Source organism: Saccharopolyspora cebuensis (genome assembly GCF_039542665.1).
GTDB classification, from domain to species: Bacteria; Actinomycetota; Actinomycetes; order Mycobacteriales; family Pseudonocardiaceae; genus Saccharopolyspora; species Saccharopolyspora cebuensis.
Genome location: NZ_BAABII010000010.1, coordinates 175,806 through 201,565 on the forward strand (window position 1 = coordinate 175,806; position 25,760 = coordinate 201,565).

The window sequence follows — 25,760 nt, forward strand, 5'->3', positions numbered from 1 at the left end:
GGGGGCAGGAAGGAGGACCATGCCGCGCGACGTGCGCATCCACCCGCTGATCTCGCCGTGGGGCCGGTTCGGGCTCTACAGCTTCTACCTCGACGCGCCCGAACCGGCCATCGTGGACACCGGCATCGCCTCGTCACCGGCCGAGGGGATGGCGCCCGCCCTGGAAGCCATCGGGCGCCGGATCGAGGACGTCCGCTGGATCCTGCTGACCCACGGCCACCTCGACCACATCGGCGGCGCGCACGCCCTGTGGGAGCTCACCGGCCGGCGGGCGCAGGTCGTGATCCACCGGGCCGACGCACCGCTGCTGCGCTCGCGGCGGGCCCACGTGCAGCACTACCTGGACGTGCGGCAGCAGTACCTGCACGACCCCGAGGGCGAGGCGAAGCAGGAGGCGGCCGCGGCGGCGGTCATCTCCGGTGAGGTGGAACCGACCGCGCTCGTCGAAGGCGGTGAGACGCTTTCCCTCGGCGGGGACGTCACGGTCTCGGTGCACGCGATCCCCGGTCACACGGCCGGATCCGTCGCCTACGTCGTGGACGGGCAGCGGTCGGTCTTCGTCGGCGACGCCGTGCAGGTCCACGGGGCCGCCAACGGCTTCCCCGGCTACGAGGACCCGGCCGCCTACCGCGCGAGCCTGCGGTACCTCCGCGACGAGCTCCGCCCGCGGCACCTGTACCTCGGGCACCCCTACCGCCGGGCGGACGGGGTGGCCTACGGCGTCGAACTCGACGGGGCGCAGGCGCGGGAGGCGCTCGACGGGAGCCTGGAGATCGAGGCGCGGGTCGGCGCGGCGGCCCGGCGCTGCCTGCGCGGCGGCCTGCGGGAGACCGGTTCGGCGTACTCCCCGTTCGCCCCCGTGGCCGCGGAGCTCGACTACGAGGGCGATCCGGCGCTGGAACCGTCCCCGTTCTTCACCACCCTGCACGGCTACCGCGTGCAGGCCGAGCAGAGGCCGTGACGTGCGGGCCTCGACGACAAGGAGCGTGCCCATGGCTGACATCCGCGAGATCGACGCGGGCGGGCGGCGGATCACCGTCCGCAAGGACCTGCGGGTCCCGATGCGGGACGGGGTCGAGCTCGCCGCGGACACCTACCACGGCACCGAGGACAAGCCGCGGCCCGCGCTGGTGGCCCTGAGCCCGTACGGCAAGGAGCTCCAGGCGCTCGCCCTCACCACGCCCGCGCAGCGGCGCCCCAGCCCGATGTGGGACGGCTGCATCGAGGCGGGCGACATCGCGCGCGTCGTGGCCGAGGACTACGCCCACGTCATCGGTGACCTGCGCGGCTCCGGTGACTCGGGCGGCGAGATGATCGGCAACTACAACGCCGGTGGTGTCCCGCTGGGGCAGGACGCCTACGACTTCATCGAGTGGGTCGCCGCGCAGCCGTGGTGCGACGGCAACGTCGGCATGATCGGCATCTCCTACTTCGGGTCCATGCAGGTGCTGGCCGCCGCCGAGCGCCCGCCGCACCTGAAGGCGATCTTCGTCAGCGGTGGCCACTACGACTTCTACGAGACCACCTACCACGGCGGCATCATGTGGTTCATGCCGCGCGCCGCCCGGGAGGGTCGCGGCGGTGACTCCGGCATCGCCCACGCGAACGTCAAGTCCCGGATGCAGCAGGTCCACTCCCCGGAGGAGCTCCGGGAACTGGTCGAGGAGCGGTTGCAGGACCCCGACGTGGCCGCCTGGCCGAACCTGGTGCACGTGCTGAAGTACCCCAGGAACCGCGAGTTCTGGTTCGACATCGTGCTGAACCACCTGGACGGGCGGTGGTACGAGGAGCGCAACCCCATCGCGCTGGCCCCGAACATCGACATCCCCGTCCACCTGCAGATCGACCAGGGCCGCGGCTGGACCGTGGACGGCACCATCGAGCTGTTCAACGCCTTGGAGTGCCCCAAGAAGCTGGACATCGGACCGTACCCGCCGATGCAGTCGCGCCCCTTCGTCGAGGAGCACGACACGATGTTCCGGTGGTACGACTACTGGCTCAAGGGCATCGACAACGGGGTGATGGACGAGCCGGCGGTCACCGTCTTCGTGGAGGGCGCCCGCGAGCGGGTGACCGGCTCGCAGTGGCCGCCGAAGGACGTGGCGCACCGGTCGCTGTACCTGCGCCCGCGCGGCAAGCTCTCGCCCGAGCCGGAACCGATGGGTGCCGAGCACGCCGCCCCGGACGGCTTCTACCAGGCCCCGCTGACGGTGACCGACCGGGTGGAGATCCTCAGCTGGAGCACCGATCCGTTCACCGAGGACGCGGAGCTGATCGGCACCGGTGCCGCGCACCTGTTCGCCGAGATCGACCAGGACGACACGAACTTCATCCTGCGCCTGTGGGACGCGGCCCCGAACGGCGACCGGCAGCTGATCACCACCGGCTACCTCAAGGCCTCGCACCGCGAGCTCGACGACCGCAGCACCGAGGGCGACCCGCGCCACCCGCACACCCGCGCGGTCCCGGTGGAGCCCGGCGCCGTCGAGGAGTACGTGCTGCGGCTCTACCCGTTCGCGGCCACGTTCAGGCCGGGGCACCGGCTCGTGGTGGAGCTGTCCAACGACGAGCCGCTGGCCGACGCGCACAACTCCCTGCTGCCGCCGGACGCCTTCCACCTGCCGGTGGGCCGCCCCGTCACGCACAAGATCTACCGCGACGCCGCCCACCGGTCGCGCCTCGTGCTGCCGTTCACCGCGCGGAGCGCGGCAGCGGGCGAGTAGCCGACCCGGGGGACGTGCCGGGCGGCGCCGAAATTTCCTCGCCCGCACCGGCCGTCGTCCGGTACGGTCGCGAAGCGTTGCGCTGCCGGGGTCCCGGCAGTTCCCCGGCCGAGAGTGGGTTTCGTTCATGGCATGTCGTCTCAGCGAGCTCGTGCTCGGTTGCCGCGATCCTGAGGTGCTGGCGCGGTTCTGGTGCGAGGTCCTGGACTTCGTCGTGCTCGATCGCGAGGACGACGGCACGTTGGAGATCGGGCCGCGCGAAGGGTTCGGCGGTCCGCAGCCGACGATCATCCTGAGCCGCAGGGAGGAGCCGGAGCCGGGGAAGTCCCGGCTGCACATCGACGTCAACGCCACCGACCGCGACCAGGACGCCGAGCTCGAACGCCTGCTGGAGCTCGGGGCGCGCCCGGCCGACATCGGCCAGACGGGGCAGGAGCAGTGGCACGTCCTGGCCGACCCCGAAGGCAACGAGTTCTGCCTGCTCAAGGCGCGCCTCGATCCGCTGTGATGGCCGGGGTTCAGCACCGGGTCCGAAGGTGGAGGTGAAGCGGCCCCACGACGTCCGCATCGAGGTCGCGCTGGTAGCGGAGGGACGTCGGCTTCCGGTGGTCGAGCTGCGGCCGCGCGGTCCGCGCGCCATGCTCACCGGCACACCCGATGGAGGAGGCCGCGCATGACCACCTGGACCCGTCAGGAACTCGACCGCCTCGGTGCCGCCGAGGAGCTGGAGATCACCACCGCCCGCCCCGACGGATCGCTGCGGCGGACGCCGATCTGGGTGGTGCGCCTCGGCGACGACCTGTACGTGCGCTCGTACCGCGGCGCGGACGGTGCCTGGTACCGGCGCACGACCGACCAGGCCGGCGCCCGGATCAACGCGGCGGGGATCGAGCGCGACGTGGCCGTCGACCACGCCCCCGAGGCCACCTTGCCCGCGGTCGATGACGCCTACCGCAGCAAGTACGCCCGCTACGCGGACGACTACCTGCCGCCGATGCTCGCCGCACCCGCCGTGGACACCACCCTCCGCCTCCGGCCGGCCGACTGAGCCACCCGCCCGGCCCGTCGAGGTGCTGCGGCTCCGGCCTACGGCTCGTCGCCGGTCAGGTTCGGCCTGCGGTGCGGGGGGAGCGAGGACATCGCCTGCCGCAGCCGCAGGGCGAGGTGCAGGGCGGGTGCGGACTCGGCGGCGGTGACGTCCTGGCCGAGGTGCTCGGACAACCGGTCCAGGCGCTGGTAGAGGGTCTGCCGCTGGAGGTGCAGGCGCTGGGCCGTGGCGGTCTTGTTCGTCGAGCAGTCGAAGAACGCGGTGAGGGTGGTGAGCAGCCGGTCCCGCACCGGCGGCGGCTGGTCGAACAGCGGCCCGAGGTGTTCGTCGATGAAGTCGAGCAGGGCGTCGTGGTCGCCCAGCCGGGACACCAGGCGTTCCACGGCCCAGGTCGCGGCGTCGACGACGGGTTCGGCGGCGGGGAAGTCCAGGCAGCGCCCGGCCTCCCGGGCGGAGTGCGGTAGCCGCTCGACGTCGCGCGCGAGGGGGCCGACCGCGATCCGCTCGTGCCCGCCCGCTTCCCGGAGGTCGTCGACGAGGGTCCGCCGGGCGCCGTCCGGGTCGTCACCGGGCAGGCCGACCACGGAGAGCAGCTCCTCGGACGACGCGCGGCTGAGCACGGCCCAGCCGCGCTTGCGCGCGACCTGCTCGACGACCCCGGACCGGCCGCGGTCGGCCGTGACCACCGCGGCGAAGTGCTGCTCGCGGTGCAGCGGGGTGGTCGCGAGCAGCGGCGCCAGCGGGACCGGCGCGCGGTCCTCCAGCGCGTCGAAGAACGCGCGGGCGGCGCCGTCGTCGAGGTCGGCCGCCCGGGAGCGCAGCAGCGACAGGGCCAGGGAGTGCGGAGCCCGGTCGAGCGCCGCCGCCAGCATGGCCGGGTCGGTCCGCGGACCGGGCCGGATCCGCAGCGTGGCCGTCACGACCTGGCGCACGGCGATGGGGGCCAGGTGGTCGGCTTCGGACGGGACCGCGCCGTTCTCCGGGGCGCCCTCCTCCGGTGCGGCCTCCGCCAGCACCGACTCGCCGCCGTCGAGCACCGACACCCCGGCCCGCAGGCGGGCGGCGAGGGCGTCGACCAGGTCACGGAGCTCACCGCCCTCGGTCAGCCGCCTGGACAGCTCGTCGGACAGCGAGTCCGCCAGGCGCAACCGGCGCACCGATTCGTCGACGAGTTCGCCGTTGAGGTGCTCCGAGATCGCCACGAACGGCACCGTCCGGGTCAGCCGGATGAGGGCGAACCCCAGTCGGCGCGCCTCGTCGACCACCGGGAACGGGATGCTGCCGTCGGTCTCGATCGCGACCGCGGCCACCTTCCGCGCGACGAGTTCCCGGACGTAGCGGCGCTGCCGCGACTCGCCGGCCGCGGCGAGCACCAGACCGGCGGTGAGCACGAGCTCCCCGCCGCGGAGCAGCTTCGCCAGTTCCAGGACCTCGCTGGAGTGCACCCAGCGCACCAGCGGATCGTCCCGGCCGGTGACCAGCACCGGTTCCGCCGGAGCGAGGCCGGGATGTCGCAGCGCATCGCGCAGCGGTATGGGCACCTGGACACTCCGTCCACTCCCGCGGTGGTTTTAGCAGGCAGACCGTACCTTGTCCTGCGGCGTGCGGGCCACAAGCATGGCTGGATCGCCATGAGCAGTGCGGAGGCCCCATGAGATCCGAAGCCGCGAACGACCCACACCCGCACCACGGGCTGGAGGACCTGTTGCAGCCGGTCCCGGAATCGGCGCGCACCTCCGCGGTGTCCGGGCAGTTCTGGATCTGGGCGGGCGCGAACATCGCGCCGATCAACTGGGTGCTGGGCGCGCTGGGCATCGGCCTGGGGCTGGGCCTGCTCGACACGATGATCGTGCTGGTCGTCGGCAACTTCGTCGGGATGGCGGTGTTCGGGCTGTTCGTCCTGCTGGGGCAGCGCACCGGCGCCACCGGGATGGTGCTGTCGCGGGCGGCGTTCGGTCGGCGCGGCAACTACGTCCCGGCCGCGATCCAGGCCGTGCTGGCCGTCGGGTGGTGCGCGGTCAACACCTGGATCATCCTCGACCTCGTGATGGCCCTGTTCGGCGAGCTGGGCCTGGTGGACCCCGGCGCGCCGAACCACGCGGCGAAGATGCTGGTCGCGGCGGTGATCATGGCGGTGCAGGTGGCGATCTCGTGGATCGGGTACCGGGCCATCTCGGGTTTCGAGAAGTGGACCGTGCCGCCGACGATCGTGGTGCTGGTGGGGATGTCGATCGTGGCCTGGACCCGGCTCGACATCGACTGGAGCTATGCCGGTCCGCCCGGGATGGTGCTCGAAGGACCGCAGCGGTGGGCCGCCATGACGGCGGTGATGACCGCGATCGGGATCGGCTGGGGCATCACGTGGTTCACCTACGCGGCCGACTACTCGCGGTTCGTCAGCGCGGCCGTCCCGCGGCGGCGGCTGTACCTGGCCAGCGCGCTGGGGCAGTTCCTGCCGGTGGTGTGGCTCGGCCTGCTGGGCGCCTCGCTGGCCACCGAGAACGGGCACGTGGACCCGGGGCAGCTGATCGTGGAGGCGTACGGATCGTTGGCCATCCCGGTGCTGTTCCTGGTCGTGCACGGCCCGATCGCGACCAACATCCTGAACATCTACACCTTCGGCGTCGCGGCGCAGGCGCTGGACCTGACGCTGTCCCGCCGGTTCCTCAGCGTCCTGGTCGGGGTGTTCTCGATGCTGTGCGTCGTCGTGTTCGTCCTGCACGGCGACTTCGCCACCGTCCTCGACTCCTGGCTGGTGTGCCTGGTCGGGTGGGTCGCGTCCTGGGCCGGGATCATGCTCGTCCACTTCTTCGCCGTCGAACGCGACGCCACCCGGGTGCACCGGCTGTTCGACCCGGTCGGGACGCGGCGGCTCCCGGACGTCAACCCGGCGGCGCTGTCGGCGTTCGCGGCCGGGATCGCCGCGACCTGGATGTGCATGTACGGGGTGGTCGACGTCTTCCGCGGTCCGATCGCGACGGCCATGGGCGGGGTGGACCTGTCGTGGCTCGCGGGCAGCGCGGTCTCGGCCGCGGTGTACGCCGCGTTCGGCCCCCGGATCCACCGCCGCTACGTGCCCGAGCAGGTCGGCGAGCCCGCTCCGAAGCAGCCGAGCTAGCAGTTGCCCCCGGAAGAGAAGGAGAGTGCGATGACAGCGCAGCGACCCCCCGCGTTTCCCTGGCCCGACGGCTACCGCGCGGCGGCCTCGTTCACCTTCGACGTCGACGCCGAATCGTGCGTGCTCGCGCACGATCCCGGCGCGGTGGGGCGGATGTCGCTGATGGGGCACCAGGCCTACGGGCCGCGGGTGGGAGTGCCGCGGTTGCTGGAGCTGCTGCGGCGGCAGGAGGTCCGCGCGACGTTCTTCGTCCCCGGCTACACCGCCGAGTGCTACCCGCACGTCGTCGAGGCCATCGTGGACGGTGGGCACGAGATCGGTCACCACGGCTACCTCCACGAGCAGATGCGCGGGATCGACGAGTCGACGGAAGCGCGGTACCTCGACCGCGGGCTGGAGGTCCTGGAGCGCCTCACCGGCGCGCGGCCGGTCGGCTACCGCGCCCCGTGGTGGGAGATGAACTGGCACACGCCGCGCCTGCTGGTCGAGCGCGGCTTCGCCTACGACTCCAGCCTGCTCGACGACGACGTGCCGTACCGGCTGGGCACGGCCGATCCGCAGGCCCCCGCGCTCGTGGAGATCCCGGTGGACTGGGCGCTCGACGACTGGGAGCAGTACGCGTTCTTCCCCGGCTGGACCGGCAGCGGCGTGATCGAGAGCCCGGACAAGGCGGTGCGGATGTGGTCGTTGGAGGCGCGGGCCCGGCATGCCGAGGGCGGCTGCTTCGTGCTGACCAACCACCCGTTCCTGTCCGGCCGCCCGGCGCGGGCGGCGGCGCTGGAAGGGCTCGTCGAGGAGGTCAAGGCGCTGGACGGGATGTGGGTGGCCCCGCTGCGGGAGATCGCCGAGCACGCCGACCGGGTGTGCGGCCCGGCGCGCGTGCACACCAAGCCGGACATCGCTGCTGCGCAGTGAGCCCCGGGCGGAGGCGCTGCCGACCGGACCCAGCGCCTCCGCCGGTGCTCAGGACGGGGACGCCCCGAGCCGCTCGGAGACCTCGACCGCGGTCTCCCGCACGATCGCGGCGAGCCGGGCCTGGAGCTGCTCGGAGACGCGGAAGCTCGGTGCCGACAGCAGGATCGCGGCGACCGTGCGCCCCCGGTGGTCGCGCACCGGCGCGCTGATGCCCAGTTCTTCCACCGAGGTCTCACCGGCGTTGACGGCGAACCCGTCCGCGCGCGCGGTGTCCAGGCGGTCGAGGTAGCGCCGCACGGACGTCTCGTCGTCGTGCCCGGGGTGCGCGAGCCGGCTGGCGAGCAGGTCCCGCACCGTCGCCTCGGGCAGGTCGGCGAGGAAGACCTGCACCGACGAGCTGGCCGACGTCGAGTACCGGGTCCCGATCGGTGTGGTGTGCTTGACCTGCTTGGGACTGGGCACCTGCTCCACCGACACCGACTCGTTGCCGCTCCAGACCACCAGCGCGCTGGTCTCGCCGGTGCGCTCGGTGAGCCGTTCCAGCGAGGGGTAGGCGATGCGCCGCACGTCGAGGTTGGCCAGCAGCGGCCCGGCGAGGCCGATCAGCCCGAGCCCGAGGCGGAACCGGCCGCTGTCGGCGTCGCGGGCCACGAGGTCCAGCTGCTCGAACTGCGCGAGGATGCGTGAGACGGTGCTCTTGTGCAGGTCGACCCGGCGGGAGATCTCGGTGACGCCCAGCGCCGGCTCGTCCACCGAGAACGCGCGCAGGACGCGGATCCCGTTGTGCAGCTTCGAGGGCGCGTTCGTGCTGGGGTCGTCGGTCATGGCGGGGCCTCCCTGCGCGCCGTTCGGCGCCCGTGCGCGGCACCGCCGTCGCGCACGGGCACCGCGGCGTCGCTCAGGCGCTGATGATGTTGTGATCGGGGCCGAACGGGAAACCGGTGATGTTGTCGGCACCGTCCTCGGTGACCACGAGAATGTCATGCTCGCGGTACCCGCCGGCCCCTGGGGCGCCCTCCGGGATGGTGATCATCGGCTCCATGGACACCACCATGCCCGGTTCGAGCGCGGTGCCGATGTCCTCGCGGAGTTCCAGCCCGGCCTCGCGGCCGTAGTAGTGCGACAGCACGCCGAAGGAGTGGCCGTAGCCGAACGTGCGGTTGGCCAGCAGCCCTTCGGCCTCGTAGAGCGCGTTGAGCTCGTGCGCGATGTCCTTGCACACCGCGCCCGGGCGGATGAGTTCGAGGCCCCGCTCGTGCACGGCGGTGTTGACCCGCCAGTACCGCAGGTGCTCGGGGCCCGGTTCGCCGTAGAAGAGGGTGCGTTCCAGCGCCGTGTAGTAGCCGGCGATCATCGGGAAGCAGTTCAGGCTGAGGACGTCCCCGGGCCGCACCCGGCGCGAGGTCGGCCAGTTGTGCGCCCCGTCGGTGTTGACCCCGGACTGGAACCACACCCAGGTGTCCCGGAGTTCGGCGTCCGGGAAGGTGCGCGCGATCTCGCGGACCATGGCCTGCGTTCCGGCCAGCGCGACCTCGTACTCGGGCGCGCCGTCCTGGACGGCCTCGACCACCGCGGCGCCGCCGAGGTCGGCGATGCGCGCACCGTGCTTGATCAGCGCGATCTCCTCGGCGGACTTCACCATCCGCTGCCGCGCGGTGGCGGCCGAGACGTCGACGAGGGCGAAGCGGGGCAGCGCCTCGGCGAGCTGCGCGCGCAGCACCGGCGGGATGTGGTCGTCCTCGACGCCGAGGCGGCCGGAGCCGACCCCGGCGCGGGCCAGCACGGTGGCGATGGCGTGCTGGTAGTTGTCGCGCTGCCAGTCGGTGTAGACGACGTTGTCCTGGAAGCTGCGCCGCCACGGCTGCCCGGCGTCGATGTTCGCCGAGACGGTCACGTGCTCGTCGGCGGTGACGACCAGCGCGTAGTTGCGGCCGAACGCGGTGTAGAGGAAGTCGCTGTAGTAGTTGACGTTGTGGTAGCTGGTGAACACGACGGCGTCGAGGTCCTCGGCGGCCATGTGCGCGCGCAGCGCGGTCACCCGGCGCTGCATCTCCTCGTCGGAGAAGGTCGAGCGGACGCGTTCGCCGTTGTGGATCTCCTTGAGCCGGTCGAGCGTCATGGGCGGCTTCCTTCCTCTCGGGTCCGCGGTGGCGGAGCGGTGGGGCGGGTGGTCCTGATCCGGCGGCTCGCCAGCAGCGAGAGGGCGGCCACCGCCCCGGCGGCGGCGAGGTACCAGGCCGGGGCCACGACGCTGCCGCTGCCGTGGATCAGGGCGGTGGCCACGAACGGCGCGGTGCCGCCGAACACGGCGTTGGCGGTGTTGAAGCTGAAGGCGAACCCGCTGTAGCGCACCCGGGTGGGGAAGAGTTCGGCCAGGTAGGCGGGCAGCGCGGCATCGTTGAGGGTCAGCACGGTGCCGAGCGCGAGCTGGACGAGCGTGATCCCGACGAGCCCGCCGGGCCCGAGGAGCAGGAACACCGGGACCGCCAGCACCGCGAACAGGATCCCCGCCGCGGCCAGCATCGCGCGCCGTCCGACCACGTCGGCCAACCTGCCCATCGCGAAGACCGCGCCGATGTAGCCGACCAGCGCGATGGTGGTGGACAGGAACGCGTCCGACTCGTCGAGGTGCAGCTCGGTGGTCAGGTACGTCGGCATGTAGCTGAGCAGCGTGTAGAAGCCGACGGCGTTGAGGCAGGTCGCGCCGAAGGCGACGACGATGGCCCGCTTGTTGTGGGCGAACGTCTCCTTCAGCGGCGTCCGCGCCACGGATTCCCGTTCGGCCAGCACGCGGAACTCCGGCGTGTCCTCCAGCTTGGTCCGGATGTAGCGGCCGATCAGCCCGAGCGGCGCGGCGAGCAGGAACGGCACCCGCCACCCCCAGGACTCCACGGCCTCGGGCGGGAGCGTCGAGGTCAGCACCGTGACGACCGCGGAACCGAGGAGCAGCCCGGCCGCGGTGCTCGCGGGCACGACGCTGGTGTGCAGGCCCCGCCGGTGCCGCGGTGCGTACTCGAACAGGAAGGCCGCGGCCCCCGCGTACTCACCGGCGGCGGAGAAGCCCTGCACGGTGCGCACGACCAGGAGCAGCACGGGGGCCAGCACGCCCACCTGGGCGTAGCCGGGCAGGAGCGCGATCACGAAGGTCGCGACCGACATGATCAGGATCGACAGCGACAGCGCGCTGCGCCGGCCGAAACGGTCGCCGAAGTACCCCCAGAAGATGCCGCCGACGGGGCGGACGACGAAGGACAGCGCGAACACGCCGAAGGTCGCCAGCAGGCCGGCGGTCGGGGAGGTCGCGGGGAAGAACACCACCGCGATGGTCGTGGCGAGGTAGCCGTAGACCGCGTAGTCGAACCACTCGACGAGATTGCCGATGAAGCTCGCCGCGACGACCCGGCGCGTCGTCGCCGTTCCGGGATGGCCGGTGCCGGAGTCGGAACCCGGTGATGTCATTCGCACCCGCTCCTGCGTGCCTCGTGCCGCCAGGAGCCGGGAGGCCGCTGCCGGCGGTGGACTCGGACCTGGGTCGCCTGCCCTCCTCGGCGTTCTCGTTTTCCATCAGTCGCAACCGCGTTGCGCTCAACGGAACGTAGGGGCGTCGACTGGCCCTGTCAAGATCGTGCCCGATCCCCCGATTATTCCTTGAGTCCGTGATCCGAACCGGCGAGGTCGGGGACGTGCACTTTTCGTTAGTTCTGTGACTGCAACATCGTTGCTGTGAGAAAAACGGTGGGCATTCGTGATCGGACATCGCCCGGCTGTTCCGCCGTCCCGGTCGCGCGCGGCGGCAGCGGCTCGGTTCCGCGCCTGATCGAGCGCACCGCGCTCAACCGTCGGAGGTGCTCCGGCGGGAACCGGGCTCGCGGTTCGTGCGGTGGGCGGCGCGGGCGATGGCGTGGCCGGCCACCGGTGAGGTGAGCGCGAGGAACGCGATGGCGAGCACGGCGGAGGTGATCGTCGCGGCGTTCTCGGTGGCGACCGAGGACGCCAGGACCGCGATGACGCCCGGACCCGTGGCCAGCCCCTGGGCGTGCAATTGGCTGTAGGTGTCGGGCAGGCGCAGCACGCCGTAGACGCCGATGCTGATCAGCACCAGCCCCAGCAGGAGCAGGCCGCCGCCGACGACGTCGAGCAGCAGGGAGATCATCGCAAGGGGCCTCCGGCGTCGAGGTAGCGGGCGGCGGCGACGGTGGCGACGAAGGACAGCAGCGCGAGCGCCACCGCGGCGTCGAGGTAGTACGAGACGTCGCGGGCGTAGGACAGCAAGGCCAGCAGCGACACCACGACCAGCGCCAGCAGGTCCAGCGCGATGATGCGCTGCAGGGCGTTGCGGGCGCGGATCAGGACCACACCGCCTGCGACGAGCAGCAGCGTGATCCAGACCAGCCCGGGGGCGACGAGGACGAGCGGGACGGCGGTCACGGGAAGACCTCCCGCTGGCGGCGCTCGTAGGAGTCCTGGACCTCGGCGCGCACCCGGTCGGGGGCGGAGGCGTCGAGCACGTGCAGCAGCATCCGCCCCCGGTGGCCGTCGTCGGCTCCGGGGTCGAGCTCGACGTCCACCACGACGGTGTCCGGGGCGATGCCGACCCGGATCGCCCACGCCGTCGCCGAACCCGCGGTGCTGGGATCGATCGGTACCGCGACCAGCCCGGACCGCTGCGTCCGACCGGTCAGGCAGTAGCCGACGGTCACCCAGGTCCCCCGGGCGACGTCGACGAGCGTTCCGCCGACCAGGGCGGGCACGCCCACCAGGCGGCGGGTGAGCGGTGGTGGCGGTCGTCGCCCCGGCGTGCTCGCCGGTGCCGCCCGGGTCCGCGCCGCGGCCCGGGCGCGCGCTCCGATGGCCACGAGCGCGGTCGAGAGCGCGGCGCCCACGACGACGTCAGCGGGGTGCAGGCTGGTCAGCGTCAGCAGGTAGACGGCGGTGAGCCCGGCGATGCGCAACGCGGTCCCGGTCATCGGCGGCCCCCCACCAGCACGGTTGCGGCGTCCTGGCTCAGCGCCAGCAGCGGTTCGGGCCAGATCCCGGCGGCCAGCACCACCGCGGCGAGGGCTCCGACGACGAGTCGACCGGCGAGCGGGGTCGCCGGCGCGGCGCCGGCGGTGGTGTTCTCGCACCAGAAGTCGCGTTGGTAGACCTGGAACAAGTAGATCAGCGACAGGGTGCTGCCGAGGACGAGCAGGACCACGAGGGCGGGACTGCCCGCGGCGACGCCCGCCTGGAACATCGTCAGCTTGCCGATGAACCCCGCCGCCGGGGGAACGCCGGCGACGCTGAACGCCCCGACCGCGAACGCGGCGGCGACCAGCATCCCGCGCAGCCCGGTGACCAGGAACAGCAGCGTCTTGTTCAACCCGTTGACGATGCTGTACAGCACGGCCGCGGTGAAGCCGAGCGGCCCGCCGATGCCCAGGGCGACCAGCACGTACCCGACCTGCCCGATCGCGGAGTAGGCGAGCATCTCGGCGGCGTCACCGCGTGCGATGGCGAGCACCGCGCCGTAGAGGATCGAGGCGATGCCGAGCAGCACCAGGGCGGTCGAGGCGAACCGCGCCTGGGCGGTGAAGACCTCGCCACCGAGGCGCAGCAGGCCGTAGGCGCCGATGTTGGCGACGGCCCCGCTGAGGATCGCGGCCACCCCCGGCGAGGCGCTGGTGTAGACGGTCGGCAGCCAGTAGTGGAAGGGGAACAGGCCCAGCTTGACCGAGAACGCGACGAAGAAGCCCACCGCGATGAGCAGCGCCGCGTTCTGGTCGACCTCGCCGATCCGGTCGGCCACCTGGGACATCGCCAGCGCGCCGGTCACCCGGTAGGTGCCGGCCACCGCGATCAGGAACACGAACGACCCGAACAGGTTCACCGCCGCGAACACCAGCGCGGCCCGGAGCTGGCGCGGCCGGTTCCCGAACGAGGTGAGCGCGTAGGACGCGGTCATCGACAGCTCGAAGAAGACGTAGAAGGTGAACACGTCCCCGGTGAGGAACAGGCCGGTGAGCCCGGCGGCGAGCAGGAGCACGAGGCCGGGGAACGTCCGGCTGGTGCTCCCCGCCGCGGCCTCGGTCGCGACCACCACCAGCAGGACCAGGATCGCGAGCAGGGCGAAGGACAGCCCCAGCGCGTCGGCGCGCAGCACGATGCCGACCCCGGCGGGCCAGCCGCCGGTGACGACGTGCCCCGCCCCCGGCGGCGCGGTGGTCGGGAGGACCCGCGCGGCGACCGCGAGGAGACCGGCCAGGCTGGCGGTGAGCGCGGCCACCGCCAGCCACATCACCGACCGGCGCCGCCCGTCGAGCCCGATCAGCAGCGTCCCCGCCGCCCAGGGCACCAGCAGAGCCACCGGGACGCTCATCGGGGCCCGCCCGGACGAGGCGGTGGTCCGGCGGTCTCGTCCTGGTCGCGCTGCCGCTCGGGCGAGAGCTCCTGCTCGTGCTCGACCTCGTTGGCGGCCAGCGCATCGCGCCGCTCGCTGCGGAACACCACGGCGACGCGGTGCGCCAAGGCGAGCAGCAGCGCCACCGTGGCCAGGCCGATGACCAACGCGGTCAGCGACAGCGCCTGCGGGAGCGGATCGCTGACCGGCCGGCCCGGTTCCGGAGCGATCGGCGCCTGCCCGCGGGTCAGGCTGGAGCCGATCAAGGTCAGGACCGCCGACTGCGAGATCAGCATGACCCCCGCGACGATGCGCACGAGATCGCGCTGCAGCAGCAGGTAGGACCCGACGCCGAACAGGATCGCGGCCCCCGCCGCGTACGCGAGGATCATCGCGGTCCCCCGTCCGGGCCGGACTCGTCGATCCGTCCGGCGAGCAGGTGCAGCAGCGTCGTCAGCATTCCGACGACGAGGAGGAAGATCCCGAGGTCGAACAGGATCGGGGTGGCCAGCTCCAGCGACCCGAAGGTGACCACGGGGGCACCCGGCGCCGGGCGGTGGCTCAGCGGCGGCTGCCCCAGCGCCACGGGGAAGAACCCGGTGCCGAGGGCGAGGGCGAGCCCCGCGATCGCCAGCGCCGGTGCGCGGCGCAGCAGCGGGAGCGCCTGCTCGGTGCGCCGGGCACCGAGGCCGACGTAGTGCAGCGCGATGGCCAGCGCCACGATCATCCCCGCGCTGAACCCGTCGCCCACCTCCGCGTAGCCCTGGACGACCAACCCGGCGGCGACGAGGACGCTCGCGTCCAGCAGGGGCCGCGCGACGCCCCGCACCACCACGTCGTCCCGCCTCACCACAACCTCCCGCGCCGGACCAGGGTGGCCACCCCGACGACGGCCACCAGGAGCACGGTGATCTCGCCGAGGGTGTCCAGGCCGCGGAAGTCCGCGACGATGACCGTGACCGCGTCCGCTCCGTGCGCGACCGGGGTGAGCCGGAGGATCTCGGCGGACACGCCCGGCGCGCTGGTCGGCTGCGACAGGAAGCCCCACACCCCGGCGAAGGTGGCGGCACCGGCCACGGCGCCGACCAGCGGGTCGCGCCACCGGCCGAGCGGACGAGCGGCGGCCCGCCCGGGGCGCGGCATCCGGGACAGGGCCGCCAGGAACACCAGCGTCTGCATGGTCTCGACGACGACCGCGACCAGGGCGACGTCGGGTGCCGCGGCCAGCGCGTAGATCGTGGCCAGCGCGAAGCCGACGACCGACAGCGCCAGCACCATCGCCATCCGCGCCGCGCTGCGGGCCGCCCCGATCGCCGCCAGCGCGGCCAGCCCCAGCAGCGGCAGGATCAGCCAGTCGAGGCCGTCGATCCGGCCGGTGGTGTAGGCCCCGGCGGTCGGTGTCGCGGCGAAGGCGACGGCGGTGAGCAGGCCGGCCGGGATCAGCACCGCCGCGACGCTGGTGCGCAGGTCGCGCACCTCCCGGTCGTGCAGCATCGCCGAGCACCGCGCCAGCACGCGCAGCGCGCCGACGTAGATCCGGTTCGGGCCCAGCCGGTCACCGGCGAGCGCCACGGCCCGCGCCACCGCCGAGGTGGGTCGGGCGCCGAACAGCAGCAGCCCGCCGAGCAGGTAGGCCGCCAGCGCCATGAGGTTCCCGGCCCGCGCGTCCAGGTGGTAGGACGGCGACAGGCTCACCGGAGCCGCGGTCGCGACCGCCCCCGCGGCTTCGGCGAGCCGGGCGAACGGTTCGGCGACCACGCCGCCGAACAGGGCGATCGCGGCGAGCACGACGACCGGGGCGACCAGCGCGCGGGCCGGCGCCCGATGCGCGGTGCCCGGTTCCGCGGGCCCCAGGAACAGCCGGATCCAGAACCGGCCGATGTAGGCGACGGTCAGCGCCGCGGCCAGCACGGCGAGCACGGCCACGGCGGGGCCGGCCTCGCGCGCGGCGCGGAAGAACAGCTCGTCCTTGAAGAACCCCATGGTCAGCGGCAGCGCCGCCAGCGTCGCGGCGGCCACGCCCGCCGCGGCCGCCAGCACGGGCGCGCGGCGGCCGAACCCGCCCAGCGCGGACAGCCGGTCCTCGCCGGTGGCCGTGGTCACCGCTCCCGCCGTCATGAACAGCGCGCTCTTGGCGATGCCGTGGGCGAGGACGTAGAACCCGGCGGCGCCGTTGGCGGTCGGTCCCCCGATGCCGTAGAGCATCACGACGTAGCCGTACTGGGAGATCGTGGAGCAGGCGAGCAGCTGCTTGAGGCCGTCCTGGCCGAGCGCGAGGACCCCGCCGACGAAGATCGACGCCAAGCCGACCACGAGCAGACCGGTCAGGACGGCCTCGCTGCGCGCCAGCAGGGGGTGCACCCGACCGAGGACGAGCACCCCGGCGGCGACCATGGCCGCCGAGTGCAGGTACGCCGAGACCGGGGTGGGCGCCGCCATCGCCCGGGGCAACCAGAAGTGCAGCGGGACCTGCGCGCTCTTGGCCAGGGCCGCCACCGCCAGCAGCGCGGCGGCCGTCGTGGCCACCGGGCCCGGTTCGACCCGGGCCACCAGCTCGGGCACCGAGAAGGTGCCGTACTCGGCGCGGAGCACGACGGCCGCGACGAGCAGCGCGACGGCGCTGGCCACGGTCACCACCAGCGACGCCAGGGCGGCGGTGCGGGCGTGCTGTTCACCGCGGTCGAACCCGATGAGGAAGTAGGAGCACACCGCGGTCAGGTCGAAGAAGCAGAACAGCAGCACGAGGTCCTGGGCCGTGGCCAGCCCGACCATCGCCACGGCGAACAGGACCATCCACGGCCAGAACCGGCGGCGCTCGATCGCCGGGCGGTGCTCATGCGCCAGGTGCAGGCGCAGGTAGCAGGTGCCGTAGGCGAACACCACCGCCCCGATGCCGGTGGCCAGCAGCGCGTACAGCGCGCTCAGCCCGTCGAGGGCGAAGCTCAGCTCCAGGCCGATGCTCGGCGCCCAGGGCAGCGACACGCGGCCGCCTCCGGTCAGCCACCCGGCGAGGCACGTGCCGAACCCGACGACCGCGATCGCGCAAGCCGACCACCCCGACCAGTCCGGGGACGGCTTCCCGGGTGCCGCCTCCGGTCGGGTCTTCGCGGCCGCGGCCATTCAGGACTCCGCCTTGCCGTCCCGGCTCGTCGAGGCGGCGGCCGCGCGGCGTCCCACCGCGGGCGGGAGCAGGGCGGAGATCCCCCTGCCGAGCGGGGACTGCCCGGCGGGGGCCACGTTGAGCAGCACGTTCGGCAGGATAGCCAACCACCGGGACTTCGGCCGGGCGCCGACGTCGCGCCGACCCGTTCCCGATCGTGCGCCGAGCGGAGGACAGCACCCGATGGATCCGCTCGGGCCTCCACAGAGGACCCACCGCGATTACCCAGAGTGCGTCCGGCGCGTTCGGTCCGGTGAGGACGGGGGAGTCGCCGCGGGGCCGGGCACGGGAAGTAGCCGCGCCGTCCACGACCGCCGACTTCTGGCGCGGCGAACACCCGTGGCCGCCGCTAGCCTCCGGTGCCATGTCCGACATCACCCAACTGATCTTGGATGATCACGAACGCTTCCGGCGGCAGTTCGCCGCGATGGACGACCTCACCGACCCCCGGCAGCTCCAGGACGTGTGGCGCGCCCTGGCCGACCTCCTCGAGGTGCACGCCAAGGCGGAGGAGGAGATCTTCTACCCGCAGCTGATCTCCCGCGGTTCCGGGGCCGAGGACGAAACGCTGGACGCCGTGGGCGATCACAACGACATCCGGGACGGTCTCCACGAAGCGGCGCTGCACCCGGTCGGCAGCGAGCCCTGGCACGCGGCGGTGCGCAAGGCCCGCGTGGCCAACAGCAACCACATGGCCGAGGAGGAGGACGACGCGCTGCCGGACTTCCGCCGGCACGCCGACCCGGGACTGCGCGAGGAGCTGGGGCGCCGCTTCCAGGCCTTCAAGGACGAACACCCGGGGGCGGCCGGGCTCGACGTCGGCGACATCGACCCGCAGCACTACGTCGAGGTCGTGAAGCAGCAGCTCCCCGGTCAGCGGCCCGCCGAGCCCGACGGTTCGCTGGGCATCGGCGGGTTGCGGGAACGGGGATCGGCATGAACCACCTGCTCCGCGACCTCGCCCCGCTGTCGGACACCGCGTGGGCCGCGATCGACTCGGAGGTCGCCGAGCGGCTCAAGCCGCACCTGGCCGCTCGGCGCCTCGCCGACTTCCACGGGCCGCACGGCTGGCAGCACGACGCCAGCGGTCTCGGCCGGATCGCGACGCTCAGCGGGCCACCGGCCGGAGAGGTGGGTGAGGGCACGACGACGCGCCAGCGGCAGGTCCTGCCGCTGGTCGAGGTGCGGGTCCCGTTCACCCTCAGCCGCGCCGAGATCGCCGACGCCGAGCGCGGCGCCCTCGACCTCGACCTGGACGCCGCGCGGCAGGCCGCCGAGCGGGCCGCGCGCATCGAGAACCGGGCGGTGTTCCACGGCTGGGAAGAAGCCTGCATGACCGGTATCACCCAGGCCAGCTCCCACCCGGCGTCGGCGCTGGGGGAGGACGCCGACGACTACCCGCGCGTGGCCGCCCGAGCCGTCGACACCCTGCGCAGCGCGGGGATCGAAGGCCCGTACGGGTTGGTCATCGACCCGGAGGGCTACACGCACATCGTCGAGACGACCGAGCACGGCGGGTACCTGCTGATGGACCACCTCCGCCGGGTGCTGGGCGGTGGCAGCGTCGTGCGCTCGCCGGGGATCGACGGCGCCGTCGTGATGAGCCTGCGCGGCGGGGACTTCCGGCTGGAGGTCGGCCAGGACCTGTCGGTGGGCTACGAGCGCCACGACGACACCGCGGTCACCTTCTACCTCGAGGAGAGCTTCACCTTCCGCGTGACCGAACCCGATGCGGCCATCGCCCTGACGCGCTGACCGCACCTGCGACGTTCGGCTGGGGCCTGCCGTGCGGGGCGCGGCTCGTGGCCCCGCAGTCGGGTGAACGCCGTCCGAATGGCCGGTGCCGTTCATGAATTCGGGCGATACGAACCGGGCCGGGCCTGCAACACGCTGGAGGGGAGCGAGGATGGCACGGCGGTGCCGGCAGGCGTCCTGGAGGTGTCATGAGCACGACGTCCGAAGGCGAGCCGGGGCAGCACGGGCTGAGCCGGCGGCGGGCCCTGCAGGCGGGCACGGGTGCGGCGGCGGCGTTCTTCCTCACCTCCGGCGGGGTGCGGCCCGCGACCGCCGACGCCGAGCCCGGGGGACCGTCCACGGACGTCCTGCTCACCGCGGGGACGAACCTCTGCGCCGCACCGTCGCCGGACGGCACCGCGATCGCCTTCGACCTGGTCAACGCCATCTGGGTGGTGTCCGAGGGCCGTGCGCACAAGCTCACCGGCGAGTCGCAGGACGCGACGCAACCGGATTGGTCGCCGGACGGACGCCGGGTGGTGTTCCAGTCCTACGCGGACGGCAACTTCCACCTCTGGACGATCGAGGCGGACGGTTCCGGACTGCGGCAGCTCACCCGGGGATCGCACGACCACCGCGAACCCCGGTTCTCCCCGGACGGCAGGCACATCGCGTTCAGCTCGGACCGGTCCGGGCAGGGGTACCGGCTCCACACCTTCGAGGTGGCCACCGGGCGGATCGCACCCGTGGCCCCCGACCGGCCGGAAGCCGGGATGCCGAGCTGGTCCCCGGACGGCAGCGCCCTCGTCTACGTCACCGGTGAGTCGGTCATCGAACGGGTGCGCCTGGCCGACGGGCAGGTGCGGCGCCTGGTCGAAGCAGACTCGGCGACCACCCTGTCCGGGCCGAGCCTCGGACCGGACGGCTCGACGCTGAGCTACGTGCGGCGCACCGGCGCCCGGTCCGACCTGGTGGTGGGCCGCGACGCGGTCACCGACGGGGAGGACGTCTTCGGGTTCGCCCCGCGCTGGCTGTCCGCCGACGAACTGCAGTACACCGCCGACGGGCGGGTGCGCAGGCGGCGGCTCACCGGCGGGACCACCGACGTGCCCTTCGCCGCGACCGTCCCGGTGCTGTCCCGCCGCTCGTACCGGAGGCGGCGCCCCGGTGTGCGCGGTCCGAAGGCCACCGGCATCGCCGGTCCGGTGTGCTCGCCGGACGGAACCCGGATCGCGTTCCGCGCGCTCAACGCGCTGTGGCTGATGACGATCGGCGAGCGCCCCCGCAAGCTCGTCGCCGACGGGTACTTCGCCTCCGACCCGGACTTCTCCCCGGACGGGCGCCACCTGGTCTACACCTCGGACCGGTCCGGCACCGCCGATCTGTGGTTGCACGAGCTGGCCACCGGCGCCGAGCGCCGGATCACCGGGCTCGACGGCGCCCAGCTCACGCCCCGCTTCGCGCCGGACGGCGACCGCATCGCCTACCAGGACCAGGACGGCGCGACCTGGGTGGCCGAGCTCGGGACCGGCCGGACGCGCCAGGTGACGCCGCCGCTGTTCATGCCGGGACGGCCGGACTGGTCACCGGACGGCCGGGTGCTGGTGCTGGCCGCGGTCAAGCCCTCCAGCAGGCGCTTCCGGGAAGGCACCAGCCAGGTGCTGCGGGTCGAACTGGACAGCGGCGCGCTGCACTACGCCGAACCGCTGCCGTTCCGGTCGATCAGCACCAGGGGCGATGACGGTCCGGTGTGGTCGCCGGACGGGGCGCACCTCGCGTTCTCGATGGAATCGCAGGCGTGGGTGGTGCCGGTGGACGCGGCCGGCCGGTTCACCGGCGCACCGCGCCGGGTGACCGACGAGCTCACCGATTCACCGTTCTGGCGGGATTCCGAGCGGTTGATGTTCCTCAACGGCGGCGCGCTGCGGTCGGTGCACATCGGCACCGGGGACGTCGACGACGTCCCGCTGGACCTGGCGTGGCGGCCGGCGCGCACCGAGGAACACCAGGTGGTGCGGGTCGGCGCCCTGTGGGACGGGCGCACCGAGGCGCTGCGGCGCGACGTCGACATCGTCCTGGCCGGCGATCGGATCGCCGCCGTGCGACCGCACCGAGGTGGGCGCCCCACCGTCGACGCGCCGGACCTGACGGCGATGCCCGGGCTGATCGACGCCCACAACCACTGGCACCTGCGCGGCCGGCAGTGGGGCGACCGGCAGGGGCGGACCTGGCTGGCCTACGGCATCACCACCACCCGCTCGCCGGGTGATCCCGCCTACCAGATGCAGGAAACGCGCGAGGCGCTGACCTCCGGCGATCGCGTCGGCCCCCGCTACTACGCCACCGGCGAGGCCATCGACGGCAGCCGGATCTACTACAACTTCATGCGGCCGACGCTCAGCGCCGAGCAGCTCCGGCGGGAGATCCAGCGCGCCGCCGCGCTGGACTACGACATGGTGAAGACCTACGTGCGGCTGCCCGTGCACCTGCAGCGCGAGGCCGTCCGGTGGGCGCACCGGGAGGGCCTGCCGCTCAGCTCGCACTACGTGTATCCCGCGGCGAACATCGGGATGGACGGGATGGAGCACACCGGGGCGACCAACCGGCTCGGCTATTCCCACACCTGCGACGAACTCGGCCATTCCTACGACGACGCCATCCGCCTGTTCCTCGGCAGCGGCATGTCGATCACGCCGACGTTGTTCACGTCCACGGCGCTGTACGCGTTCGACCGCTCCCTCGTCGAGGACCGGCGCACCCGGGTGCTGTTCCCCCCGTGGGAGTACGAACGGCTGCTCGCGGAGGCCGAGGAGGCAGCCGGCCCGGAAGGCGAGGTGACCCGTCGCGAGCTGGCGAACCAGGTGGACATGCTGCTGCGCATCCACCGGGGCGGTGGTGTCGTCATCGCCGGGACGGACGCGCCGCTGGACAACGTCGCCGTCTCCTTGCACATGAACCTGCGCGCCATGGTCCGCTACGGCTTCACCCCGCGCGAAGCGCTGGTCATCGCCACCAGGAACCCGGCGCGCTGGCTCGGCCTGGAAGGCGAGCTCGGTGAGGTCCGCCCCGGCGCCTACGCCGACCTGGCGCTGGTCTCCGGTGATCCGCTCACCGACATCACCGCCGCCGCCGCGGTGCGGACCGTGATCCGGGGCGGGCACGTCCACACCCCCGAGCAGCTGATGCGGCCCTTCGCGCGGCCGCACGCGCCGTCCGGGGCTCCGGCGGTCCGCGGCGCCCGAAGTGCCGAGGCGGAGCGGGATCCCGCGCTGTGGTGGCACGAACCGGAGTGGAAGCGCCGGATCTGCTGCGGTATCTAGGTTCTCGCCGCAGGTCGTCCGTCGATCGGTGACCGCGGGTACGCGCCGCGTCACGTCCCGCCGCGCGGTGGCGATGGCGACGCAGGTCGCCTCCTGGGCCGCACCGGCCACGCCGGGCGCACAGCGCTTCGCACCGCCCGTCCGGGGTGCGCCGAGACCTCGGCGTGACATTGCGATAATCGCAACCGCTGGGACGTGCGTTGCGATCCTCGGTGACGCGAATGGTCTAGAGCTGAACGCGGTAAGTGCGCTGACCAGCGAAAACAAATGGTTGGCTTGACCCGATCAGGGTATGTGGTTCAGAGTTGCAGTTCGTGCATGACTGATAGTTCAGTCGACTCGCAACGGCGCGCGGCGTACGCGCCCGGCGGGTCGCACGGCGGGGATGGCCCGCCGACCACTACTGGGAGGTGCTTCCGCCATCGGTGTCCAGGCCGGGAAAATCCGGCTCGACAAGCAGGTTTTCTGGATCTCGTTGCTGCTCGTGGCAATCATCTGCGTGCCCGTGGTGATCGCGCCCGAGCGCGGCAAGCTGGTGCTCGACGGGATCCTCGGTTTTCTCACGGGTAAGTTCGGGTGGTTGTACCTCTGGTTCGCCGTGGTGGTCGCCGGGGTGCTCGTCTGGCTGGCCGCCAGCCGCTACGGACGGGTGAAGTTCGGCGGCCCCGACGACAAGCCGGAGTTCTCCACCGTGAGCTGGCTCGGCATGATCTTCACCTCGGCCATCGGTGGTGGGATCATGTACTGGGGCATCATCGAGTGGGCCTACTACTACAACGATCCGCCCCAGCAGATGGCGCCGCGCAGCATCGAGGCCGCGCACTGGTCCGCCACCTACCCGATGTTCCACTGGGGTTTCACCGCGTGGGGCCTGTTCTGCCTGCCCGCGCTGGCGTTGACCTACGCCTACCACGTGCGCAAGCGCGGTTCGCTGCGGCTCAGCGAAGCGTGCCGCGGGGTCATCGGTGACCGGGCCGATGGCTGGCTCGGCCGGATGATCGACGTGCTGTTCATCTTCGGCCTGATCGGTGCTGCGGGAACGTCGCTGGGGCTGGAGGTCCCGGTGGTCTCCGAAGGCGTGGCGACGCTGTTCCCGATCGAGAAGGGCTTGCTGCTCGACATCGGAATCATCGTGGTGTGGACCGCGCTGTTCGGCGTGAGCGTGTTCCTCGGCCTGCAGAAGGGGCTCAAGCGGCTGGCCGACGTCAACGTGTGGTTGTCGTTCGGGCTCGGCGCCTTCATCCTGATCGTGGGCCCCACCGTGTTCCTGATCGACACCTTCACCAACAGCGTCGGCCTGCTGCTGCAGAACTTCGTGGAGATGAGCTTCTACACCGACCCCGTCGGTGGCTCGGGCTTCGAGGAGGACTGGACCGTCTTCTACTGGGGCTGGTGGATCTCCTACGCCCCGTTCGTCGGCCTGTTCGTGGCCAAGATCTCCAAGGGCCGCACCATCCGCGGCATGATCGGTGCGATGTGCCTGGCCGGCAGCGCCGGTTGCTGGCTGGCGTTCACGCTGCTGGGCAACACCGCGCTGTTCTACGAGCTGAACAAGATCGTGCCGGTGGCCGACATCGTGCAGAACCAGGGCGACACCCCGGCGATCTTCGCGGTGCTGCAGGCGCTGCCGTGGGGCACGGTCGCGGTGATCGCGTTCATCGTGCTGCTGGTGCTGTTCCTGGCGACCACATTGGACTCCTCGGCGTACACGATGGCCGCGGTGGCGTCGAAGGAGCTGCCGAGGGACGCGCACCCGGCGCGGTGGCACCGGGTGTTCTGGGCGGTGGTCCTGGCGACCGTGTCGATCGTGCTGATGTACGCCGGGGGACTGGAAGCGTTGCAGACGCTGTCGATCCTCACCGCGTTCCCGCTGATCTTCGTGCTGGGGCTCGTGATGGTGTCCTTCCGGCGCTGGCTGGTCGCCGACGTCAAGGAGCAGGAGGGTTCCGGAGTCGTCGTCGAACCGGCGGCCGAGGAAGAACCGGAGCTGGTCGGGGACCGGTCGGGATCCGGCTCGTAGCACCCCTTCCCGTTGCGGTCCGCGTTCGTCGCCGTGGCACGGTCGGCATCCCCGGCCGTGCCCGGCGGCGGGCGGATCGGCGACCGCTCCTACAACTCCTCGAAGAAGTTCACCGCGTTGCCCTCGGGGTCGAGGATCGTGCTCATCCGGATGAGTTCGGGGATCGTCTCGATCTCCCCCGGCGCGAACCCGGCGGACCGGATCACCTCGAGCTGTTCCGCCAGATCCCGGACCCCGATCACGACCGTGCTCTTCCCGGCGCGCTCGGGGTCCTCGCCGAGCTGGAGCCAGGCGTTCTCGGCGAGCTTCCACTCCGCGACCCCGTCGACCGGCACGAGGTCGGGGGCGCGGCCGAAGAGCGTCGAATACCAGGTCTGCGCCGCCTGGAAATCCACGACCGAGACGACCGCGCACACGCTGTCGGCATTCAGACCGGTGTTCGGCAATTCCCGTCCTCCCGCCTGCGAGGCATGTTCGCCGATCAACCTACTCGAACCCGACCGGCGGGTCGACCGAGATCGCTGGGACGGGGGATCTTTTCCGGTGCCTCCGTCCCGGAATTGCGGGGGCGGCGCCGTTCATGCACGTGTGCGCGTAGAAACACCTGAAGCGCACCTCTTCTGGGAGTCGGCGTCGCCGGTCCACCCTGGAAAAATCGAATGCGTGGCTTCTTCTAGTCACGGTACGGTCCCCGCCATGTCCCGTTCAGTCGAGATCGTCCCTCTCAGCGCAGCGGACGTCGACCGCGCCGTGCAGCTCGGGGTGGCAGCCCTTCGGGAGGCGTCCCCGGCGGCGTGGGGCGGCAAGGCCGGTCCGCTGGACTGGGACTGCTGGGAGACCGTCGAGCACCTCAGCAACGCCCTCTTCACCTACGCCGTTCAACTCGCCCCGGCAGCACCGCCCTTGGACGGCAAGGTGCCGTTCCTGCGGGAAAGCGGACGGCCCGGTGGCCCGGCGAATGCCGTGCACGCGGATCGCGCGGCAGGGCCTGCCGGTCTGCTGCAGGTGCTGGAGGCGAGTGGTGCCCTGCTCGTCGCCGTGGTGCGCACGGCGCCGCCGCAGAAGCGCGCCCACCACGTCTTCGGCGTCTCCGACCCCGAGGGCTTCGCCGCGATGGGGATCGTGGAGGTCTTGGTGCACACGCACGACTTGGCGCAAGGACTCGGCCTCGCTTGGAACCCACCCGAGGACCTGTGCTCGCGGGTGCTCGACCGGCTCTTCCCGAACGCCCCGGAGGACGCGGGCCCGTGGCCCGCCCTGTTGTGGGCCACCGGACGTGCTGACCTGCCCGGGCGTCCGCGGCTGACCACGTGGCGCTGGGACGGCACGCCCCGGGCGTAGTA

Annotated in this window: 24 protein-coding genes; 11 read left to right on the forward strand and 13 right to left on the reverse strand. The window is 72.4% G+C overall.

Translation table 11 applies throughout. The features are described 5' to 3' along the window. The first annotated feature begins 19 nt into the window (after positions 1-19). The 4 genes from ABD976_RS15295 (at position 20) to ABD976_RS15310 (ending at position 3,771) form a co-directional block, all read left to right on the forward strand. Positions 20-961: an MBL fold metallo-hydrolase gene (locus tag ABD976_RS15295; RefSeq protein ID WP_345363552.1), complete on the forward strand. Its 942-nt coding sequence runs from the start codon at positions 20-22 to the stop codon at positions 959-961. Between the two features lie 31 nt (positions 962-992). After that, positions 993-2,723, forward strand: coding sequence for a CocE/NonD family hydrolase (locus tag ABD976_RS15300; protein WP_345363554.1), 1,731 nt, complete (start codon positions 993-995; stop codon positions 2,721-2,723). Between the two features lie 127 nt (positions 2,724-2,850). Beyond that, positions 2,851-3,231: a VOC family protein gene (locus ABD976_RS15305; protein ID WP_345363556.1), complete on the forward strand. Its 381-nt coding sequence runs from the start codon at positions 2,851-2,853 to the stop codon at positions 3,229-3,231. A 165-nt stretch (positions 3,232-3,396) separates the two neighbouring features. Next, the gene (locus ABD976_RS15310) at positions 3,397-3,771 is read left to right on the forward strand and encodes a DUF2255 family protein (RefSeq protein WP_345363558.1); all 375 of its coding nucleotides are present in this window, start codon (positions 3,397-3,399) and stop codon (positions 3,769-3,771) included. Between the two features lie 38 nt (positions 3,772-3,809). On the opposite strand, the gene ABD976_RS15315 is transcribed toward ABD976_RS15310, so the two are convergent. Continuing rightward, a complete protein-coding gene (locus ABD976_RS15315) occupies positions 3,810-5,312 on the reverse strand; it encodes a PucR family transcriptional regulator (protein ID WP_345363560.1) in 1,503 nt (500 codons plus the stop codon). A gap of 110 nt (positions 5,313-5,422) precedes the next feature. Between ABD976_RS15315 and ABD976_RS15320 the strand changes: the two genes are divergently transcribed. Together ABD976_RS15320 and ABD976_RS15325 are read left to right on the forward strand one after the other, a co-directional pair. Beyond that, entirely contained in the window at positions 5,423-6,889 is a 1,467-nt protein-coding gene (locus tag ABD976_RS15320) for a purine-cytosine permease family protein (protein WP_345363562.1), read from the forward strand. A gap of 30 nt (positions 6,890-6,919) precedes the next feature. Continuing rightward, positions 6,920-7,804, forward strand: coding sequence for a polysaccharide deacetylase family protein (locus tag ABD976_RS15325; RefSeq protein ID WP_345363564.1), 885 nt, complete (start codon positions 6,920-6,922; stop codon positions 7,802-7,804). A gap of 48 nt (positions 7,805-7,852) precedes the next feature. Here ABD976_RS15325 and ABD976_RS15330 read toward each other — a convergent pair whose 3' ends face one another. From ABD976_RS15330 to ABD976_RS15380, 11 genes are all read right to left on the reverse strand, one after another. Beyond that, positions 7,853-8,629, reverse strand: coding sequence for an IclR family transcriptional regulator (locus ABD976_RS15330; protein ID WP_345363566.1), 777 nt, complete (start codon positions 8,627-8,629; stop codon positions 7,853-7,855). Between the two features lie 73 nt (positions 8,630-8,702). After that, positions 8,703-9,923: a M24 family metallopeptidase gene (locus tag ABD976_RS15335; protein ID WP_345363568.1), complete on the reverse strand. Its 1,221-nt coding sequence runs from the start codon at positions 9,921-9,923 to the stop codon at positions 8,703-8,705. Further along, on the reverse strand, positions 9,920-11,263 hold the full coding sequence (locus ABD976_RS15340) for an MFS transporter (RefSeq protein WP_345363570.1): 1,344 nt from the start codon (positions 11,261-11,263) through the stop codon (positions 9,920-9,922). Before ABD976_RS15340 ends, ABD976_RS15335 begins: the two co-directional genes overlap by 4 nt. A 373-nt stretch (positions 11,264-11,636) precedes the next feature. Continuing rightward, positions 11,637-11,957: a monovalent cation/H(+) antiporter subunit G gene (gene mnhG / locus ABD976_RS15345; RefSeq protein ID WP_345363572.1), complete on the reverse strand. Its 321-nt coding sequence runs from the start codon at positions 11,955-11,957 to the stop codon at positions 11,637-11,639. Further along, positions 11,954-12,232 carry a monovalent cation/H+ antiporter complex subunit F gene (locus ABD976_RS15350; protein ID WP_345363574.1) on the reverse strand — a complete coding sequence of 93 codons (279 nt, stop codon included), beginning with the start codon at positions 12,230-12,232 and terminating at the stop codon, positions 11,954-11,956. Before ABD976_RS15350 ends, mnhG begins: the two co-directional genes overlap by 4 nt. Continuing rightward, positions 12,229-12,771 carry a Na+/H+ antiporter subunit E gene (locus ABD976_RS15355; RefSeq protein ID WP_345363576.1) on the reverse strand — a complete coding sequence of 181 codons (543 nt, stop codon included), beginning with the start codon at positions 12,769-12,771 and terminating at the stop codon, positions 12,229-12,231. The genes ABD976_RS15350 and ABD976_RS15355 overlap by 4 nt, the downstream gene beginning before the upstream one ends. After that, on the reverse strand, positions 12,768-14,150 hold the full coding sequence (locus ABD976_RS15360; RefSeq protein WP_345363578.1) for a complex I subunit 5 family protein: 1,383 nt from the start codon (positions 14,148-14,150) through the stop codon (positions 12,768-12,770). Before ABD976_RS15360 ends, ABD976_RS15355 begins: the two co-directional genes overlap by 4 nt. Before the next feature lie 8 nt (positions 14,151-14,158). Further along, positions 14,159-14,575, reverse strand: coding sequence for a sodium:proton antiporter (locus tag ABD976_RS15365; protein ID WP_345363580.1), 417 nt, complete (start codon positions 14,573-14,575; stop codon positions 14,159-14,161). Continuing rightward, positions 14,572-15,033 carry an MnhB domain-containing protein gene (locus ABD976_RS15370; RefSeq protein ID WP_345363582.1) on the reverse strand — a complete coding sequence of 154 codons (462 nt, stop codon included), beginning with the start codon at positions 15,031-15,033 and terminating at the stop codon, positions 14,572-14,574. The genes ABD976_RS15365 and ABD976_RS15370 overlap by 4 nt, the downstream gene beginning before the upstream one ends. Further along, positions 15,030-17,303 (reverse strand): hydrogen gas-evolving membrane-bound hydrogenase subunit E, encoded by a 2,274-nt coding sequence (mbhE, locus tag ABD976_RS15375; RefSeq protein ID WP_345363584.1) that lies wholly within the window; start codon positions 17,301-17,303, stop codon positions 15,030-15,032. The genes ABD976_RS15370 and mbhE overlap by 4 nt, the downstream gene beginning before the upstream one ends. Then, the gene (locus ABD976_RS15380; protein ID WP_345363586.1) at positions 17,304-17,432 is read right to left on the reverse strand and encodes a hypothetical protein; all 129 of its coding nucleotides are present in this window, start codon (positions 17,430-17,432) and stop codon (positions 17,304-17,306) included. It abuts the gene before it with no gap. 275 nt (positions 17,433-17,707) lie between these two features. On the opposite strand from ABD976_RS15380, the gene ABD976_RS15385 reads away from it, so the two are divergent. The 4 genes from ABD976_RS15385 to ABD976_RS15400 all read left to right on the forward strand — a co-directional run bounded on the left by ABD976_RS15385 (position 17,708) and on the right by ABD976_RS15400 (position 24,417). Further along, the gene (locus ABD976_RS15385) at positions 17,708-18,283 is read left to right on the forward strand and encodes a hemerythrin domain-containing protein (RefSeq protein ID WP_345363588.1); all 576 of its coding nucleotides are present in this window, start codon (positions 17,708-17,710) and stop codon (positions 18,281-18,283) included. Continuing rightward, a complete protein-coding gene (locus ABD976_RS15390) occupies positions 18,280-19,098 on the forward strand; it encodes a family 1 encapsulin nanocompartment shell protein (protein WP_345363590.1) in 819 nt (272 codons plus the stop codon). The genes ABD976_RS15385 and ABD976_RS15390 overlap by 4 nt, the downstream gene beginning before the upstream one ends. Positions 19,099-19,286: 188 nt before the next feature. Further along, complete coding sequence (locus ABD976_RS15395) at positions 19,287-22,397, forward strand: amidohydrolase family protein (RefSeq protein ID WP_345363592.1); 3,111 nt, start codon at positions 19,287-19,289, stop codon at positions 22,395-22,397. Between the two features lie 385 nt (positions 22,398-22,782). After that, positions 22,783-24,417 (forward strand): BCCT family transporter, encoded by a 1,635-nt coding sequence (locus ABD976_RS15400; RefSeq protein ID WP_345363594.1) that lies wholly within the window; start codon positions 22,783-22,785, stop codon positions 24,415-24,417. Positions 24,418-24,506: 89 nt separating this feature from the next. On the opposite strand, the gene ABD976_RS15405 is transcribed toward ABD976_RS15400, so the two are convergent. Next, positions 24,507-24,863 (reverse strand): VOC family protein, encoded by a 357-nt coding sequence (locus ABD976_RS15405; protein ID WP_345363596.1) that lies wholly within the window; start codon positions 24,861-24,863, stop codon positions 24,507-24,509. Between the two features lie 250 nt (positions 24,864-25,113). Between ABD976_RS15405 and ABD976_RS15410 the strand changes: the two genes are divergently transcribed. Further along, a complete protein-coding gene (locus ABD976_RS15410) occupies positions 25,114-25,758 on the forward strand; it encodes a maleylpyruvate isomerase N-terminal domain-containing protein (protein ID WP_345363598.1) in 645 nt (214 codons plus the stop codon). Positions 25,759-25,760: the final 2 nt, after the last annotated feature.